Annotated in this window: 13 protein-coding genes; 9 read left to right on the forward strand and 4 right to left on the reverse strand. The window is 70.4% G+C overall.

Features of this window, described 5'->3' with window-relative positions; genetic code table 11:
- The first annotated feature begins 100 nt into the window (after positions 1–100).
- Complete coding sequence (locus tag AABN02_RS16970; RefSeq protein WP_338416088.1) at positions 101–943, forward strand: hypothetical protein; 843 nt, start codon at positions 101–103, stop codon at positions 941–943.
- Complete coding sequence (locus AABN02_RS16975; protein ID WP_338416089.1) at positions 944–3,181, forward strand: FG-GAP-like repeat-containing protein; 2,238 nt, start codon at positions 944–946, stop codon at positions 3,179–3,181.
- Between the two features lie 30 nt (positions 3,182–3,211).
- Here AABN02_RS16975 and AABN02_RS16980 read toward each other — a convergent pair whose 3' ends face one another.
- From AABN02_RS16980 to AABN02_RS16995, 4 genes are read right to left on the reverse strand one after another with little or no spacing between them, the layout of a single operon-like run.
- The gene (locus AABN02_RS16980; RefSeq protein ID WP_338416090.1) at positions 3,212–4,450 is read right to left on the reverse strand and encodes an FAD-binding oxidoreductase; all 1,239 of its coding nucleotides are present in this window, start codon (positions 4,448–4,450) and stop codon (positions 3,212–3,214) included.
- A 1-nt stretch (position 4,451) separates the two neighbouring features.
- Entirely contained in the window at positions 4,452–5,327 is an 876-nt protein-coding gene (locus tag AABN02_RS16985) for a D-hexose-6-phosphate mutarotase (protein ID WP_338416091.1), read from the reverse strand.
- 17 nt (positions 5,328–5,344) lie between these two features.
- Positions 5,345–6,637 carry a glutamate-1-semialdehyde 2,1-aminomutase gene (gene hemL / locus AABN02_RS16990; protein WP_338416092.1) on the reverse strand — a complete coding sequence of 431 codons (1,293 nt, stop codon included), beginning with the start codon at positions 6,635–6,637 and terminating at the stop codon, positions 5,345–5,347.
- A gap of 35 nt (positions 6,638–6,672) precedes the next feature.
- On the reverse strand, positions 6,673–7,611 hold the full coding sequence (locus AABN02_RS16995; protein WP_179633122.1) for a bifunctional hydroxymethylpyrimidine kinase/phosphomethylpyrimidine kinase: 939 nt from the start codon (positions 7,609–7,611) through the stop codon (positions 6,673–6,675).
- Between the two features lie 147 nt (positions 7,612–7,758).
- Here AABN02_RS16995 and AABN02_RS17000 point away from each other — a divergent pair, with 147 nt between their 5' ends.
- The 7 genes from AABN02_RS17000 (at position 7,759) to AABN02_RS17030 (ending at position 18,899) form a co-directional block, all read left to right on the forward strand.
- Positions 7,759–7,911, forward strand: coding sequence for a rubredoxin (locus AABN02_RS17000; RefSeq protein ID WP_338416118.1), 153 nt, complete (start codon positions 7,759–7,761; stop codon positions 7,909–7,911).
- A 12-nt stretch (positions 7,912–7,923) separates the two neighbouring features.
- Positions 7,924–8,340 carry a response regulator gene (locus AABN02_RS17005; RefSeq protein WP_338416093.1) on the forward strand — a complete coding sequence of 139 codons (417 nt, stop codon included), beginning with the start codon at positions 7,924–7,926 and terminating at the stop codon, positions 8,338–8,340.
- A 66-nt stretch (positions 8,341–8,406) separates the two neighbouring features.
- A complete protein-coding gene (locus AABN02_RS17010) occupies positions 8,407–8,772 on the forward strand; it encodes a response regulator (RefSeq protein WP_179633121.1) in 366 nt (121 codons plus the stop codon).
- A gap of 22 nt (positions 8,773–8,794) precedes the next feature.
- A complete protein-coding gene (locus tag AABN02_RS17015; RefSeq protein ID WP_338416094.1) occupies positions 8,795–9,325 on the forward strand; it encodes a chemotaxis protein CheW in 531 nt (176 codons plus the stop codon).
- Positions 9,326–9,377: 52 nt separating this feature from the next.
- Entirely contained in the window at positions 9,378–11,717 is a 2,340-nt protein-coding gene (locus AABN02_RS17020; protein ID WP_338416095.1) for a methyl-accepting chemotaxis protein, read from the forward strand.
- Entirely contained in the window at positions 11,717–17,809 is a 6,093-nt protein-coding gene (locus tag AABN02_RS17025; protein ID WP_338416096.1) for an Hpt domain-containing protein, read from the forward strand. The genes AABN02_RS17020 and AABN02_RS17025 overlap by 1 nt, the downstream gene beginning before the upstream one ends.
- A 16-nt stretch (positions 17,810–17,825) precedes the next feature.
- On the forward strand, positions 17,826–18,899 hold the full coding sequence (locus AABN02_RS17030; RefSeq protein WP_338416097.1) for a GGDEF domain-containing protein: 1,074 nt from the start codon (positions 17,826–17,828) through the stop codon (positions 18,897–18,899).
- Positions 18,900–18,913: the final 14 nt, after the last annotated feature.

Below are 18,913 nucleotides of genomic sequence, written 5' to 3' on the forward strand. Positions count from 1 at the left end.
GATTGCGGTAAAACGAATAATCGGAAATCATCTGCGGCTGATGACCAGCAGCCACTGCACGGCTGCATGACAAGCTGACAAGCGACAGGGGAGAAGACAGATGTACAAGGGTGGATACACGCCGGTGTGGCGGGGGCGTCTCGTGCTGGCCGTGCTGGCGCTGGTGACTGTGCTGACCGGGTGCGGCGGCGGGGGCGGTGGAGACAGTTCCGGAGAAACTCCCGCGGCGGGCGGCGGCGATCCGACCAATCTGTATCCGCTGGCGGTCGGCAACCGCTGGATCTGGCAAAAGACGAACAGCGTTTCCGGGGTCTCCACGAAGATCGACGAGATCACGCGCCTGGCCACGGTCCAGGGCACCGAGGTCCATGTCCTGCAGCGTCGCGATGCGATGACCGGCCAGCCCGAGTACGGCGAGGAACTCCGCCTCAAGACCGATGCCGGCGTGTTCGAGCTGGCCCGCTCCACTGCCGCTGCCGATCTGCTGCTCGGCCTGCGCCGCATCGAGCTGCTCCGGTTTCCGCTCAAGGCCGGCATGTCCCACGTTGCCCTCGATCAGACCGGACTGGACCTGGGCTCGGACCTCGATGGCGACGGGGTCAACGAGCGGTACGCGGTTCGGGCGCAGGTCACCGTCTCCGGCGTTGAAACCGTGACCGTGCCCGCCGGCACCTTCCCGGACGCCGTGCATGTGGTGACGGTGGTGCGCGAGACCGTCACCCTCTCGCGCAGTAGCCCGCTGGCGGCGACGCCGACCTCCACCACGACCTATGACGACTGGTACGCCCCCGGCATCGGTCTGGTGAAGAACAGCGAGCTCAGCGTCTACCCCTCCGGGCAGGAACGGGACAGCCTCGAACTGATCGACTACCGCGTCGGGGACCGTGTGAAGCCGGGCGTATCCGCGACCTCCTGGACGGTGGTCAGTCCGACCGATGGCTAGGTGCCGCTGGTCTACCAGTTCCCGGGCAGCTGGAGCGGTCCGGTCGCGGTGCGCGTGACCGGACATCAGGTGGACCCGGCCACGGCGGCCAACGGGCTCGTCGTCACCGACGCGAGCGGGCAGCGCCTGTCCGGCACGACCACCGCCGCCCGGATGGTGCGGGACGACACGATCGCCTGGGAGCTGTCCTTCACCCCGACCACGCCGATGCCGGTCGGACGCTACCGGGTCGCGGTCGACCCGTCCGTGCGCGACCTCGCCGGACGCGCGCTGACCGGCACGGTCGAAGGCTCCGCGGAGTTCACCGTGCTCGACCGCGCCGCCCCCATCGTCCTGGCTTGGCCGTCATCGGTCGTCGTGGCACCCGGGGAGGCGGTCACGACCTTCGCCATCGACTTCAACGAGCCGCTGGATCCCGCCTCCGTCACCCTCTCCGCCTTCAAGCTGACCCACAACATCACCCGCCAGACGATCCCGCTGACGGCCGTGGCGGTCGAAGGTGCACGTGTGCGACTCTCTGCACCGCTGACCACGCCGGGCTACTACGTGCTCGACGTGGGCGATACCCTGCGCGACCTGAGCGGCAACACGATGGTCGCCGCCTCGATCGGCCCGTTCACCACCGAATCGTCGGACCGGACCGCGCCGGCGCTCGTCACCACCGCGCCGGCCAGCGGGGCGGTCGGCGTGTCGCCTGACCTGACCTCGATCACGCTGGATTTCGACGAACCGATCGCGCCGGCATCGGTCACGATGACTGCGATCGCCGTCGGCGACTCCCGGGCCACCCGGCTGCTGAGCATCGTGCAGGAGAGCCCGACGCGCATCCGGCTCGGGGTGATGCTCATGCCTGGCGGCACGCACCGATTCGACGGCTATCTCAGCAGCGGGCTGGCCGATGTCCATGGCAACACGGCTCGCTTCGAGCTGACCCTGACCACCTCCGGTCGGACGGCGGCGCCGCTCCAGTTCGCAGCCGACGCCCGCACCGATAGCCAGCCCGGTGTCATGAAGGAGATCTTCACAGCCGACCTGGACGGCAACGGCAGGCCGTCGCTGATCGTGATGCAGGCGCCCAGCGTCGCCGAAGAGGCCACCGAAATGCTGATCTACAGCCCGCGCACGGGCTTGCCGCTGGGGGCGCCGCAGCGCGTGGCCCTGACCCCGCCAACCAGCCCCACGGGAACCAACTGCTGGCCGATCGGGCTGGCGGCAGGCGATGTCAGCGGCGATGGCCGCCCCGACCTCGCGCTGAGCTACAACGCGGACTGCGGCACCCATGTGATCGAGCGCGACAGCCTTGGCCGCTGGACCACGTCGGTCGTCTCACTGCCTGCGACATGGGTCAGCCCCGTCCTGGCCGACCTGGATGGCGACGGCCGACTGGACCTGATCAGCCTCAGCCGCGACACCCTCACGCTCGACGTGGCCCGCCAGCGCGCCGGAGGGGGCCTGGAGCCGGTCCGGTCGATCGCGCTGCCCTCACCAGGAGGCTATCCCGCGCAGTCGCCTTACCGGGCGGTTCAGGTCACGGACCTGGATGGCGATGGCCGTTCGGACGTGCTGCTGCTGACCTACGACCAGAATCCGGACCGGCGCCTGATGCTGCTGACACAGCGGGTGGACGGCACCCTGGCGCCAGCCCGCTACCTTCCTGCTCCCCGTGTGTTCGGTGAGGCGACACAGGTGAACGAGATCCGCATTGCTGATCTGAACCGGGACGGGCGCAGCGATGTCGTGATGCTGTCCACCTCCACGGCTTGGACCCACCTGGCCTACTTCTATCAGCAGCCCGATGGCTCGCTCGTCTCCTCCGACACGGCTGGGCCGAAGCTACCGAGCAGCCAGTTTGTCCGCCTGATCGTGGCGGACCTGAATGGCGACGGGCGCATCGACGCGGGCCTGGCCGGTGAATACCAGCTCGCGTATGTCCTGCAGGGCAGCGCCGGCCTGTGGGCGCCGGAATCCGCCGCGACCGAGTGGTTCACCTTCATCACCACGGCCGTTGATTTGGACGGCGACGGCCTGCCCGATCTGGTGGGAGGGCCACGCTACTCCGTGGGCGCGGGCGACGGTGACGTGCGGGTCCAGTACCAACTCGCGCCGACCTCGGCCCCCACCGCCACCGCACAGGCGCAGGCCCAGCGCGCCAAGGCACTCAGCGCCCGACAGGCGATGGGAGGCCGCCTCGGTCTGGGTCGGACGGGGCTGACCCGCTGGCGGGCGGCCAGCCGCTGAGCGGGTGGACGTCAGCGTCGCCGCCCAATCTCAGCCAAACCGCCCCGGCCCATACGCCCCCGCATCAATCCACGTCCGCTCCCCTGCCACCATCTCCGCGACCAGCCGCCCCGCCACCGGCCCCAGCGTGAATCCCTGGTGCGAATGCCCGAAGTTGAACCATAGCCCTGGATGCCGCGGCGCTGGCCCCATCACGGGCAGCATGTCCGCCGTGCAGGGCCGCGCGCCCAGCCACGGCGCGCCGACCACGGGTTCGCCCAGGTCGACCCACTCGCGGGCGAGGGCTTCCGCCTTGGCGAGTTGCACCGGGGTGGCGGGCGCGTCGATCGGCGCGAACTCGGCCCCGGTGGTCAGCCGCAACCCTTGTTCCATTGGCGCCAGCACATAGCCCCGCTCGGCGTCGAGCAGCGGCTGGCGCAGTGTGACGGGGGCGCGGTAGTGCTGGTGGTAGCCGCGCTTGAGGAACAGCGGGAAGCGGTAGCCCAGCGTGCGGATCAGCCCGTCCGCCCACGGCCCGAGCGCGAGGACGGCTTGCGCGGCCTCCACGCGGCCGGCGTCGGTCTGCACGGTCCAGGCGGCGCCCGCGCGTTGCAGGGTGGTCGCGTCGCCGGTCAGCACCCGCCCGCCGCGGGCGACGAACAGCGCGGCATAGCGTTGCACCAGCGCGCCCGGGTTGCGCACCGCCCAGGGATCGAGCCAGTGCACGGCCCCCGCCAGCGTCTGGCGCAGCGCGGGTTCGGCCTTGGCCAGCGCCGCGCCGTCCTCGACCCGGTGCCGCACGCCGAAGCCCGCTTCCAGCGCCTGCGCCCGCTGCACGCCCTCGTCGAAGGCCCGCGCCGTGCGGAACCCGAAGCGGAACCCCTCGCGCACCACCAGATCCTCCGCCCCGGCCGCGGCGATCAGCGGCGCGTGTTCGGCGATGGCGTGGGCGATCAGGCGGCTGTAGTGCTGCGTCGCCACGGCGTGGGCCTGCGGGTGGGAGTTCCGGAAATACCGCAGCAGCGGCCCCGCCATCTGCCACAAGCCGCGCGCATGCCAATGCACCTCGGCCCCGCGCCCGAGCGCGGCGTTCAGCACGAACCCGGCGTCACGCGGGAATGCATACGGCTCGACCGCCTCGCCCTGGATCAGCCCGGCGTTGCCGAAGGAGGTTTCCTGGCCGGGCGGGCGGCGGTCGATCAGCGTGACGTCGAAGCCGCGTTGCTGGAGGTGCAGCGCGGTGCAGGTGCCGACCATGCCGGCGCCGAGCACCAGGATGCTGGCGGTCATGTCAGTCCGCGATCACCAGCGTCTGCATCGCCGCCCACTCCTGCCCACCCGCCAGTCGCACCCGGTCGCCGATCTGCGCCGCCTCGACGCAGAGCATCTGCAGCCAGTCGTCATCCGGCATGTCCGGCAGCGCGGCGCATTTCTCCGGCCCCGGATTCCATACCACCACGTCATCGAACGCATGTGACTGGATCAGCAGCCGCCGCCCCGTCTCGCGCAGCGTCAGCTCCTTCGGCGCGTTCCAGTAGATGCGGTCGATTTCCTGCGCGATGGTGACGACATCGATCCACTGCTGGCGCGGCTGGTCGAGCACGGCGTCGTGGTAGTTCTGGTCGAGCAGGCCTTCGAGCTGGGCGTGGCGCACGTCGCCGCAGCCGAGGTAGGTGTGCAGCGCGGCCTGGAACTCGATCGTGGTCTCGCCGGTGTTGAGCACGGCCAGCTCCATCTCCAGCCGGCGGTCGTCGACGCTGACGGTCATCTCCAGCGTGAAGGCATGCGGCCAGATCGCGCGCGTGGCCTCGTCGTCGCTGAGCGTCAGCACGGCGAAGGCGTGTTCGCCGCGGACCTGCGCCTCCTGCACCTGCCACGCCCGGTTGCGGGCGAAGCCGTGCTTGGGCAGCGGGCCTTGCTGGTTGAACTGCGGAAAGATCACCGGCACGCCGCCGCGCACCGCCGCGCCGTCGCCGTACTTCGTCTCGGGCGAGAGGTAGAGCTGTTCCTCGTGACCCGCCGGGATCCACGACACGACGTGGGCGCCATGCAGCAGGATGGTCGCCTGCGCGCCGTTGGGCGAGCGCAGGTGCACGGCGGGCTGGCCGTTGAAGGAGATCAGGCCGGTGGGGTACAGGGCGCGGGGCTGGTCGAATGCGTCGGACATGGCGGCTGGGCCTCGGCTTACAGGCTGCGCAGCACGTCGGCGGCGATGGCGACCGTCTCGGCGATGTCGGCGTCGGTGTGCGCCGCACTGACGAAGCCGGCTTCGTACAGCGCCGGGGCGATGTAGACGCCGCGGTCGAGCAGGCCGTGGAAGAAGCGGTTGAAGCGCGGCTGGTCGGTGGTCATCACCGTGGTGTAGTTCTGCGGCAGCTCGGGCATGAAGAAGAAGCCGAACATGCCGCCCTGGCAGTCCACCGAGAACGGCACGCCGGCCGCGTCGGCCGCGGCCTGCAGGCCGTCCACCAGCGTGCGCGTCTTGCGCGACAGCTCGTCGAAGAAGCCCGGCTTGCGGATCTCGCGCAGCGTCGCCAGACCGCAGGCGGTGGCGACCGGGTTGCCGCTGAGCGTGCCGGCCTGGTAGACGGTGCCGAGCGGGGCGAGGTGTTCCATGACCTTGCGCGAGCCGGCGAAGGCCGCCAGGGGCATCCCGCCGCCGATCACCTTGCCGAACACGCTGATGTCGGGCGCGAAGCCGGGGATCGCGGCGGCGTACAGGCTCTGCGCGCTGCCAAGGGCGACGCGGAAGCCCGTCATCACCTCATCGAACACGAATAGGGCGCCGTGCTGGTCGCAGAGTTCGCGGATGCGTTTCACGAACGGCACCTGCGCGCGAACGAAGTTCATGTTGCCGGCGATCGGCTCGATCATCACGCAGGCGAGTTCCGGGCCGTGCAGGCGGAAGGCTTCTTCGAGCTGTTCGAGGTTGTTGTACTCCAGCACCAGCGTGTGCTGCACGACTTCCGGCGGCACACCGGCGGAGGTCGGGTTGCCGAAGGTGGCCAGCCCGGAGCCGGCCTTGACCAGCAGCGGGTCGGCGTGGCCGTGGTAGCAGCCTTCGAACTTGATGAACTTGGAGCGGCCGGTGGCGCCACGCGCCAGGCGGATCGCGGTCATCGCCGCCTCGGTGCCGGAGCTGACGAGGCGAATCTGCTCGCAGCTCGGCACCAGCGACAGGATTTCTTCGGCCAGCTCGATCTCACGCTCGGTCGGAGCGCCGAAGCTGAAGCCTTCGGTGGCGGCCTGCTGGACCGCCGACAGCACGGCAGGGTGGCCGTGGCCGAGGATCATCGGGCCCCAGGAGCCGATGTAGTCGATGAAACGCTTGCCTTCGGCGTCCCACATGTAGGGGCCTTGCGCGCGGGCGATGAAGCGGGGCGTGCCGCCGACGGCGCGGAAAGCGCGCACGGGGGAGTTGACGCCGCCCGGAATCACCTTCCGGGCACGTTCGAACAACTGGTCGTTGGTGGTCATCGGTCTCGCGCCGGGCGGACCGGCGCCGGGTTAGGTCAGTGGATGCTGCGCGGCTTGGTGGGCGAGTCGATGTCGGCGGTCATCGCGTCGATGATGTCCTCGTCGCCTTCGCCGTCCTCGTCTTCCGGGGGCATGGCCCAGAAGAAGCGGTCGGGCACGACGTTGCCCATGCCGGGGCGGAAGCCCGAGTCGAGCGACTGGTCCAGGAAGGCCAGTGCTTCGGAGACGGCGATGTGCAGCTCCTGCCCGGTCGCCATCAGCGCGGCGATCGAGGCCGACAGCGTGTCGCCGGCACCGATGAACGAGGTCTCGAAGCGCTCGAACTTCTCGCCGGTGATGGCGCCCTGCGGCGAGGACAGCACGTTGTCCACCTGGTTGTTGGGCAACTGCAGGCCGGTGACGAGCACGTACTGCGTGCCGTGCTTGCCGGCGGAGACGGCGAGTTCGCGCGCCGATGGCGGGCGCTCGGAGTCCCAGTCGGGCAGCAGGAAGTCGGTGAGCGTCTTCTGGTTGCCGACCAGCACAAGCGTCTGCGGCAGCACGAGTTCGCGCAGCGCGTCGTGGTAGGCGGTGGCCTCGTCCTCGTCGTCCATCCAGGACAGCGTGGGCAGGTAAGTCACCAGCGGCACGTCCGGGTAGTCGGACAGGATCTCGGCCACGGCGCCGACGTTCTCGGCATTGCCGAGGAAGCCGACCTTCCAGGCGGAGATGGTCACGTCTTCCAGCACGCTGCGGGCCTGCTCGACGACGGTCTCGGGATCGAGCGCGGTGTGCTCGAAGATCTCGGCCGTGTCGCGCATGACGATGGTGGAGATCACGGGCAGCGCGTGGGCACCCATGGCGGCGATGGTGGCGATGTCGCCAGCGACACCGCCGGCGCCGGTGGCGTCACTGGCATTGAAGCTCATCACGCAAGCCGGGGCCGGCAGGTCCTGGGGGTCGTCGCTGACGATTTCGGTTGCGTTGGGGTTCATCCGGGAGGGCCGAGGGACTCTGGCCGTTTTCTGAGAATTGTTGTGAAGGGGTCCGTCTGTTCTCGCCGGGCGGGCGGGGCCAGTGGCTACAATCTTTGTCCATTGTAGACAAGCTGAACACACGCCGTGAGCCCTTCGAAAACCTGGATGTGTCTGATCTGTGGGTGGATCTATGACGAAGCGACCGGCGATCCGGAACACGGCATCGCGCCGGGGACCCTGTGGGAAGATGTGCCCATGAATTGGGTCTGTCCTGAATGCGCGGCCCGCAAGGAAGATTTCGAGATGGTCCAGATCTGAGTGAGCACTGTCGTGGAACACCTGCCTGACACCCCCACCCCCGAACGCGCGCGCTCGGTCACGCGTGTGCTGGTGATCGACGACAGCAACACCATCCGCCGCAGCGCCGAGATCTTCCTGAAGCAGGGCGGCTGCGAGGTCGTGCTGGCCGAAGACGGTTTCGACGCCCTGGCCAAGATCAGCGACCACCGCCCGGACCTGATCTTCTGCGACATCCTCATGCCCCGGCTGGACGGGTACCAGACCTGTGCCATCATCAAGCGCAACCCCGAATTCGCCACCGTGCCGGTGATCATGCTGTCCTCCAAGGACGGCCTGTTCGACAAGGCGCGCGGGCGCATGGTGGGCTCGGAAGACTATCTGACCAAGCCCTTCACCAAGGACCAGTTGCTCCAGGCGGTGCAGTTGCACTGTCGGGTGGTGTCCTGATGTGCTGTGCCCGGGCCGGCAACTGCTGAGCCGGGCCCCGACGCTTCGCACCCAAGACGACCCGCCATGCCGATACACAACATCTTGTTGGTGGACGACTCCAGGACCGAGCTGCACGTCCTGACCGACCTGCTGGTGCGCCAGGGGTTTCGTGTGCGCACGGCCGAGAACGGCGAGGAGGCCCTGCGCCGCATCGCCGAGGAAAAGCCCGACCTGATCCTCATGGACGTGGTGATGCCGGGCCAGAACGGCTTCCAGCTCACCCGCACCATCACCCGCGACCCGCGCTACGCCGATGTGCCGGTGATCATGTGCACCAGCAAGAGCCAGGAAACCGACAAGGTCTGGGGCATGCGCCAGGGCGCGCGCGATTACGTGGTCAAGCCCGTCAATCCCGACGAGCTGGTCCAGAAGATCCGGGCCTTCGGCTGAAGCCCATCCACCAGGAGCCCTCATGGCCAACAAGGAAGCGCTGAGGGAGCTGCAGGGCCGGCTGGCCGAGCGGCTGCAGGAAGTCCGCAGCATCGAACGCACGGTCGGCTGGCTCGCGGTCGAGTGCGCGGGACACGCATTCCTGTTCCCGCTGGCCGAGGCTGGCGAGATCTTCCAGCCGGGTGCCCTGCTGGACGTGCCCCACACCGAGGCGTGGTTTCTGGGCGTCGCCAACCTGCGCGGCGCGCTGACCGGCGTGGTGGATCTGGCTGGATTCCTCGGATTGCGCGACCGGATTCCGCCGGCCGTGCGCGAACAGGCGCGTGTCGTGGCGTTCAATCCGACGCTGGAGCTGAACGCGGCGCTGCTGATCGACAAGCTGGCGGGACTGCGCCACGCGGACCAGATGACCCCCGTGGTGCCGGATGACCAGCCGCAGCCGGCCTTTGCCGGTGGCCGCTGGCTCGATGCGTCCGGCCGGCTCTGGCAGGAGTTGCGCCTGTCGATGTTGCCGCGTGACGAGCGTTTCCTGCGCATCATCGGCGCTGAATGACAGCCGTCCTGTGGCACGGTCGCGGACGTAACGGGTGAAAGACGAGGCGGGGATGGGATTCATTGACAGGCTCAAGGGCAAGAACCAGCGGCACAGCGGGCCGGAGGCGCCCGTGCCCGACGATGAGTCCTATGCCGGCCCCTACACGGTCAGTGGCGAGGAGTCCGACGATCTGCGCGACACCGTCCAGGACGCTTCGCTCCAGACCACGGTGTCCGCGCCCGAGGGCTCCATCATCAGCGAGGCCTCGCCGTCCAGCCTGCAGGTGCCGTTCCACGAGCGCCGCCCGTCCTCGGGTGCGTCGCCGCGGCGGGCGCCGCTGGGGGCACGGGTCCGCTTGCCGCTGATCGGTGGCTGGTCGTCCGACCGGCAGCAGCGCCTGCTGGGCGGGCTGCTCGCGCTGGGCGGACTCGGGCTGGTGCTGGCCTCGGTGATGGCCGTGCGCTCGGCCGGGGGCAGTTCGGCGCAGATCGGGGCCACCGGGCAGGCGCTGATGCAGTCGCAGCGGCTGGCCAAGGCGGTGCTGCAGGCGCTGGCCGGGCAGCCACAGGCCTTCGCCGAGGTGCGCGAATCGACAGCGGTGCTGGCGGCCAATGTGCGCGGCCTGCACAGCGGTCGGGCCGATGCCGGCCTGCAGGCCGTCTCGCTGGCCACGCGCGGCCTGGTCGATCCGCTGCTGGTGGTTGTCGACAAGACCGAGAAAAACGCCGGCACCGTGCTGGCGCAGGAAACGCTGCTGACCCAGGTCGGGCAGGCGCTGAAGGCGATCAACCGCCAGTCGGGCGAACTGCTCGACGCCACCGAGGCCATCGCCGCCGCCAAGGTGCAGCAGGACGCGCTGCCGACCGAGGTGTCCGCCGCCGGTCGGCTGGTGATGCTGACGCAGCGCATCGGCAAGTCTGCCAACGAGTCGCTCACCGTCGAAGGGGTGTCGCCCGAAGCGCTGTTCCTGCTCGGCAAGGACCTCAACACCTTCCGCGACGTGGCCCGCGGCCTGCTCGACGGCAACCCCGATCTGCGCCTGACCGCCACCAAGGATCCGCAGATGCGCGCCCGGCTGGAGGCGCTGCTGAAGTCGCACGAGGCGCTGCGCACGCACGCCGGCGCCATCCTCGGCAACCTGCAGGGCCTCGTCTCGGCCCGCGAAGCCGAGACGGCCATCATCACCGACACGGAAACGCTGCGCCAAGGCCTGACCAAGGTGCAGTCCAGCGTGTCGTCGGTTGGTGGCATCGGCTGGTTCAATGTGGGGCTGCTGGGCCTGTCGCTGCTGCTGGGGCTGCTGGGCGGCCTGGGGCTGCTGCTGGTGTTCACGGCCGACCAGCGCCAGCGCGCGTCGGTGTCGGATGTGCAGCGCCTCGAAGCCGAGCGCCAGGAGCGTGAAGCCAAGCGCGTCAACGACGCGAACCAGGCGGCGATCCTGCGCCTGATGAACGAGCTGCAGGCGGTTGCCGAAGGCGATCTGACGCAGCAGGCCACCGTCACCGAGGACATCACCGGCGCCATCGCCGACTCGGTCAACTACACCGTGGAAGAGCTGCGCTCGCTGGTCTCGCAGGTGCAGGGCACGGTGGCGCGGGTGACCGACACGACGCAGCAGGTCGAGGCCACCTCCACCGAGCTGCTGGCGGCCTCCGACGAGCAGCTGCGCGAGATCCGCGAGACCGGCGAGGCCGTGCTGCAGATGGCCGGCCGCATCCAGCGCGTGTCCGGTCAGGCGCAGCAGTCGGCCGATGTGGCACGGCATTCGATGACGGCGGCCACCTCCGGCCTGACCGCGGTGCTCGACACCATCGGCGGCATGAATACCATCCGCGAGCAGATCCAGGAAACCTCCAAGCGCATCAAGCGGCTGGGCGAGTCCTCGCAGGAGATCGGCGAGATCACCGAGCTGATCTCCGACATCACCGAGCAGACCAATGTGCTGGCGCTGAACGCGGCGATCCAGGCGGCGTCCGCGGGCGAGGCCGGTCGTGGCTTCTCGGTCGTGGCCGAGGAGGTGCAGCGGCTGGCCGAGCGCTCGGGTGACGCCACACGCCAGATTGCCGTGCTGGTCAAGACCATCCAGACCGACACCGCGGATGCCGTGGTGGCGATGGAGCGCTCGACGCAAGGGGTGGTCGAGGGCGCCAAGCTGTCCGACAACGCCGGCACCGCGCTGACCGAGATCGACCGCGTCTCGCGCCAGCTCGCCGAGCTGATCGAGGCCATCTCGGCGCAGGCCCGCCAGGAAGCCGAAAACGCCACGATCGTGGCGCAGAATATCCAGCACATCTTCGCGGTCACCGAACAGACCGGCGAAGGCACCCGCTCCACCGCGCAGCTGGTGCGCCAGTTGTCCCGCACGGCCGAGGAATTGCGGCAGTCGGTGGCGCGATTCAAGATCAGTTGATGCCGATGGACCCGCACCACACCGCCGTGACCGATGACCTCAGCGCCCTTGCCTGGGTGCTGGAGGAACTCCGCAAGACGCTGGAGGCGGCGCACAAGTCGCTGCGCCGTTACCTGCGCGAGGTCGGCGCGGCCGCGGGCTCCGACCTGGACGACGTCGAGCCGGCCGTCCTGCGCACCGCCCGCCAGCAGATCCACCAGGGCGTGGGCGCGCTGGAACTGGTCAACCTGCCCGAAGGCGCGCTGCTGCTGCGCTCGGCCGAACAGCTGGTGCAGCGCTTTGTCGCCAAACCGCAGCGGCTCGATGCGGCCGGGGTCGAGGCGATCGAGAAGGCCTCGCAGGCGCTGCTGGACTATCTGGCGCAGAAGCTCGCCGGCAAGCCGGTGCAGGCCGTGGGGCTGTTTCCGCAGTGGCGCGTGCTGCTGGAGCTGAACAGCGCCGAGCGCATCCACCCGGCCGACCTGTGGGCGCACGACTGGCGCCTGCGCGAGGTGCCGGACCTGTCCGGCGGGGTGTCGCACGCGGCCGATGCGGCGATGCTCGCCAGCGTCGAGCGGGCGCTGCTCGGGCTGATGCGCCAGAACACGCCGGCCGCGGCTGTGGCGCTGTCCCGCGACTGCGCGAGCCTGGCCCTGGCTGCGGTCGGCGCCGAGGAAGCCACGCTGTGGCGGCTGGCGAGTGCCTTCTTCCAGGCCTGGTCGCTCGGGCTGCTGCCGCCGGACATGTTCCTCAAGCGCACCGCGTCCCGCGTCATGGCGCAGCTGCGCAGCCGCATCAAGGGCGACGAGGGCTTCTCGGAGCGGCTGGCGCAGGACCTGCTGTTCTATTGCGCCCGGGCCTGGCCGCGCCCCGGCCTGCAGGCGCCGATGCTCGCGGCCGTGCACGCCGCCTATGACCTCGCGCCGCTGACGCCGGTCGACTACAACACGCCGTTCTACGGCCGCAGCGACCCGGCCCAGGTCCAGCAGACCCGCAAGCGCGTGAAGTCGGCCAAGGATGCGTGGGGCCTGGTGTCGTCGCCGGAAGCCTTCCGTGATCCGCACCGGGTCGTCCCGCTGCTCGACGTGTTCACGCTGGTCGGCGAGTCGATCAGCCAGCTCTATGAAGACGGTGGTCAGCTCGCCCGCGCGCTGGTGGCCGCTGCCACCTCCGTCGTGCGCGCCAACCGGCCGCCCGGCCCCGAGCTGGCCATGGAGGTCGCCACCAGCCTGCTGTATCTGGAAGCCGCGCTCGACGAGGTCGATGTCGACCGCAGCGGCCACGCCGACCACGCGGTCCGCCTGGCCGAACGCATCGACCGGGTGACCGCCGGACAGCGCTCGCAGCCGCTGGAACCCTGGATGGAGGTGCTCTACCGCCGCGTCAGCGAGCGCCTGACGCTCGGCAGCGTGGTGCAGGAGCTGCGCGCGACGCTCGGCGAGGTCGAGCAGCAGATCGACCAGTTCTTCCGCAGCCCGCAGGAAAGCGGCTTGCTGGCCGGCGTGCCGGGCCTGCTCGGCTCGATGCGCGGCGTGCTGTCGGTGCTGGGCATCGATGCGGCCATCGAGACGCTGCACCGCATGCGCGAGGACGTCGAGCACCTGCTGCACAGCGAACACCTGCCGCAGGAGGCCCGCACGCTGAGCGCCTTCCAGCGGCTGGCCGCCAATCTGGGCGCGCTGGGTTTCCTGATCGACATGCTGAACGTGCAGCCGGTCGTCGCCAAGTCGCTGTTCCAGTTCGACCCGCTGCTGGGCGTGCTGTCGCCGGTGATGGGCCGCTCGGCGGTCTCGGCCGACGTGATCAGCCGCGCCGAGGCGATCGCCGACGCCGTGCAGCACGACGAGATCTCGCTGGACGCCGTCGCCGCCGATCTGCGGGCGCTGCAGGACGATGCCCAGGTCACCGCGCTGCCAGCGTTGGCAGCGCACCTCAGCGCCGCCCGCTACGCCATCGACCACGACCACGACGAGGGCCGCGCGCAGGTGCTGCAGGTGATGCAGGACTTTGTCGCGACCGCCACGGCGCCGCTCGGCCTCGATCCGCTCGGCCCGCCGCTGACGGCGCGGCCGCCGGCACCGAGTCCGCTCGACATGCCGGTCTTCCAGCCCACCGGACTCGAAGACGACGACGAGATGCGCGAGGTCTTCCTCGAAGAGGCCCGCGAGGTGGTGGCCGAAGGTCTGGCGGCGCTCGACGCGCTGGCGCAGACGCCCGGCAACCTGCCGCTGCTCACGCACCTGCGCCGCGCCTTCCACACGCTCAAGGGCAGCGCACGCATGGTGGGCTTCAATGCCTTCGGCGAGGCGGCCTGGTCCTGCGAGCAGCTCTACAACCACTGGCTGGCCGAGCAGACGCCCGCCAGCCCCGAACTGCGCACCTTCACCGGCGACGCGCTGCGCTATTTCGAGGCCTGGACCGAGGCGATTGCGCGCCGGGACCAGGCCGACTTCCTGCCCGAGCCGATCATGGCCGGCGCCGAGGCACTGCGCCACGCCGGCGAGCTGATGCGGGTCTGTCTGCCGGGGGCCTCGGCGCCGCCGGTGTCCTCGCCACCGATCTCGCGCTTTGGCGGGCTGTCCGATGGCGGACAGGTCGATCTGGAAGTGCCGTTCGACGAGCCGGCCCGTCCGCTGATGGAGCCGCTGCAGGCGACCCGGCCGATGGAACTGGGCGGTGCCATGTGGCGCGCCGCGCCTGCGCCCGCCCCGGAGCCGGAGGCGGTGTCGATGCTCATCGACCTGCCGCTGGACTTCAGCGCCCCGGTCGATGTCTCCTTCGACGATTTCGAGGTGCCCGACGGCCCGGTCGAGCGCATCGAGGTCGGTGCGTCCGGTCTGGACGACGAGTACCACAGCTGGCGTGCGCCGCTGCAGACCAGCACCACCTCGGAGCATGCCACGCTGGGTGGTCCGCTGCCCGAGGCGGATCTGGTGCCGGCCGAGACCCTCCCACCCGAGATCGAGCCGCTGGACCTGGATGTGGGCGAGGCGCCGGCCGTGGCGGCGGACAGCCTGCCGTCTGCACAGGAGCCGGTCCCGGTGCCGGTGCAGCAGACCGCCGACGTGATCGACCTGGAAGGGGTGCGCGCCCAGATCGCCGCTGACGTGCTGCGCGCGGCCCAGCCCGACCGGCAGGGCGACGACGACCAGATCAAGGTCATCGGCCCGCTGCGTCTGCAGATCCCGCTGTTCAACATCTACCTCAACGAGGCCGACGAGGTCTCGCGCCGCCTGGGCACCGAGCTGACGCTGTGGGCGATGGAGCTGCCGCGCCCGCTGGGCGAGGAGTCCGTGGCGCTGGCCCACACGCTGGCCGGCAACTCGGCGACCGTGGGTTTCACCGAACTGGCCCAGCTGGCCCGCACGCTGGAACATGCGCTGAACCAGGTGCAGGCGCTGCAGGCGGTCGACCCGATCGACCCGTCCGAGGCGGAGCTGTTCGTGATGGTCAGCGACGACATCCGCCGTCTCCTGCACCAGTTCGCGGCCGGCTTCCTGCAGGTGGCCTCGCCGCTGGTCAGCGAACGCCTGCAGGGCTGGAGCTTCGCGGCCCAGCGGCGCCTGAGCGCGACCATGGTGGCCAGCGAGACCGAGGCGCCCGCGCCGGTCCCGGCACCCGCACCCGAGCCTGTGCCCGCACCGGCCGCCGCGGCGTCCGCGATGGTGTTCGACCACGCCTTCGATGCCGACATCGACCAGATCGACCAGGTCGACGCCGACCTGTTCCCGATCTTCACCGAGGAAGCGCAGGAGCTGCTGCCGCGGCTGGAGGCGCAGGTCGTCACCTGGCTGCAGAACCCGGGCAGCGCTGGTGCGCCGACCGCCTGCATGCGCACGCTGCACACCTTCAAGGGCAGCGCCCGCCTGGCCGGCGCGATGCGCCTGGGCGAGCTGGCGCACCGCTTCGAGTCCGCGATCGAGTCGCTGCTGGCGGGGGGTGCGGAGGTGCCGACCGCCGGTCTGTCGGCGCTGGCGCAGCGGGCCGATGCACTGGTCGCCGCCTTCGAAACCCTGCGCGAGCGCCAGTCGGCACCCGCGTCCACGATGGTGGCGGCGCCCTGGGCCCAGACCACGCTGACCCCGCCGCGTCCGCTGGTGGCCGAGACACGCCTGCCCGCGCCGCCCGCACCGGGTGCCGCCCAGCGCGCCGCGACCGCCACCCCGGTGCCGCTGCCGACCGACACCGCCGGTACGATCGACTGGTCGCGCTTCGTTCCCCCGCCGGGTGGCACGCCGGCCACGCCGACCGAGCGGATCGTGCTCAATCCGCAGCCGGTGCGCGTGCGCGCGGCGCTGCTGGACCGGCTGGTCAACCTGGCCGGCGAGGTCAGCATCACCCGTTCGCGGCTGGACGCCGAAGTCGGCCACATCCGCAGCTCCCTGGGCGATCTCACCGACAACCTGGAGCGCCTGAGCCGGCAGCTGCACGACGTGACGCTGCAGGCCGACACCCAGCTCGAATCGCGCCGCGAGGCCGCCCGCGCCGCGGCGCAGGAGTTCGACTCGCTCGAACTCGACCGCTACACCCGGCTGCAGGAGCTGACGCGGATGATGGCCGAGTCGGTCAACGACGTGGCCACCGTGCGCAGCGCGCTGCAGCGGACACTCCAGACCGCCGAGGACGAACTCGCCGTCCAGGCCCGCCTGACCCGCGAGCTGCAGGGCGACCTGCTGCGCACGCGCATGGTCGAGTTCGAGAGCCTGTCCGAGCGCCTGTACCGCGTCGTGCGGCTGGCGGCCAAGGAGGTCGGCAAGCAGGTGCGCTTCGACATCGTCGGTGGCTCGATCGAAGTCGACCGCGGCGTGCTGGACCGCATGACCGCCGCCTTCGAGCACCTGCTGCGCAACGGTGTCACCCACGGCATCGAGTCGCCCGAGCAGCGCGCCGCCGCCGGCAAGGACCCCATCGGCAGCATCACGATGTCGCTGGTGCAGGAGGGCAACGAGGTTTGCGTCGAACTGCGCGACGACGGCGCCGGGCTCGACCTGGGCCGCATCCACGAACGTGCCGTCGCGATGGGGCTGGTCCCCGGCGATGCCGTCGTGGCCGATGCGGCGCTGACGGACCTGATCTTCGCCCCCGGCCTGTCGACGGCGGCCGTGCTGTCCGAGGTGGCCGGGCGCGGGGTCGGCATGGACGTGGTCAAGTCCGACGTGCAGTCGCTGGGCGGGCGCATCGAGATCCGCTCCGAGGCCGGCCGTGGCACCTGCTTCAAGCTGGTGCTGCCGCTGACCACCGTGGTGACGCAGGTCGTGATCCTGCGCGCCGGCACGCGCTCGATCGCCGTGCCGTCCAACCTGATCGAACTCGTGCAGCGCACGCCGGCCGAGCGGGTCGAGCAGGCCTACCACGAGGGGCAGTATCTCTACGGCGGCCAGTCGCTGCCGTTCTACTGGCTCGGCGCGCTGCTCGACAGCCCCGGCCGCAGCCTGGAGATGAGCGGGCGCACGCTGCCGGTGGTGATCGTGCGCTCGGCGCAGCAGCGCGTGGCGCTGCACGTCGACGATGTGCTCGGCAACCACGAAGTCGTGGTGAAGAACCTCGGCGCGCAATTGGCGCGGGTGCCGGGGCTGGCGGGCATGACGCTGCTGGCCTCTGGCGCGGTGGCGCTGATCTACAACCCGGTCGCGCTGGCGGCGGTCTATGGCGTGCAGGCGCAGCGGCTGATGCAGGTTGCCGCGCTGAAGGGTCCGGACGATGCCGAGCCGGTCGAGCTGGCCAGGCCGGCGCCGCTGGTGCTGGTGGTGGACGACTCGCTCACCGTGCGCCGCATCACCAAGCGACTGCTGGAGCGCGAAGGCTACCGCGTGGCGCTGGCCAAGGACGGGCTGGAGGCGCTCGACCAGCTGGCCGGCGAGCGGCCGGTGGTCGTGCTCTCCGACATCGAGATGCCGCGCATGGACGGCTTCGACCTGCTGCGCAACATCCGCAGCGACAGTGCGCTGACGGGGCTGCCGGTGGTGATGATCACCTCGCGCATCGCCAGCAAGCACCGGGATCTGGCGCTCGAACTCGGTGCCAGCCACTACCTCGGCAAGCCCTACAGCGAGGACGAGTTGCTGCGGCTGATCGCCTCCCACGCCGGGGTCTCGCCCGGCACCGCTTCCTGAGCCGGGGCGACACCGCATGCCTTCGACCACACCGGACCTGCTCGACACCCTGCTCGCGATGACCCGCAGCCGAGAACGGGCGGAGGTCGATGCCTTGCTGCTCACGGCGCTGGCCGCGCAGACTGCGGCGACCCGCGTGCGGCTCTGGCGCGTCAAGGGGGAGGTGGGCCAGCCGCGCCACTGGATCCTCTGCGGCGAGCACCTGCAGGGGGAGGACAGCGCCACGCCGGTCGAGCACCTCGACGACGCGGCGCGCATTCCCGTGCCCTGGAGCGCGCTGCCGGATCTGGTCCGCTGCGCCGACGCGCGGGCCGTGGTGGCGCGGCCGCAGGCCGGTGCCTCCGGCTGGCACACCGGCCTGCCGCTGCTGCTCGACACCGACATCGAGGGCCTGATCGAGTTCGACAGCGCGCAGCCGCTCGACGCGTCCGCGCTGGAGGCCGCCGGGCGCCTGCTGCAGGGCCACCGCAACGTGCTCGGCCTGCTCGACTACAGCGAGCGCGACACGCTGACCAGCCTGCTCAACCGCAAGCGCTTCGACACCGCCTTCATGCAGGCCACGGTCGCCGAGGCGCGGCGCATCTACGGGGTGCCCGACGAAGCCGCCGATCCGCCGGACCGCCGCGCCGTCCCGGTGGTGCGCCGCCACTGGCTCGGCGTGATCGACATCGACCACTTCAAGCTCGTCAACGACCGCTTCGGCCACATCGTCGGCGACGAGGTGCTGTCCATGGTGGCGCGCATCATGACCAGCGTGTTCCGCTTCGACGACCAGCTCTACCGCTTCGGCGGCGAGGAGTTCGTCGTGCTGCTGACGGCCCGCGACGAGGTGGGTGCGCACAAGGCCTTCGAGCGTTTCCGGCTGGCCATCGAGGCCTGCGCGTTCCCGGCCATCAGCCGCGTCACGGTCAGCATCGGCTTCAGCGACGTGCGCCCGGGCGACACGCCGCAGGCCTGTTTCGACCGCGCCGACAAGGCCGTCTACCACGGCAAGACCCACGGCCGGAACCAGACCCACTCCCACGAGGTGCTGGTCGAGCAGGGGCTGATCGAGGACACGAGCCACTGCGGCGAGATCGAGCTGTTCTGAGCCTGCGCCCGGCA

The organism is uncultured Sphaerotilus sp. (assembly GCF_963924895.1).
Classification (GTDB): domain Bacteria; phylum Pseudomonadota; class Gammaproteobacteria; order Burkholderiales; family Burkholderiaceae_C; genus Sphaerotilus.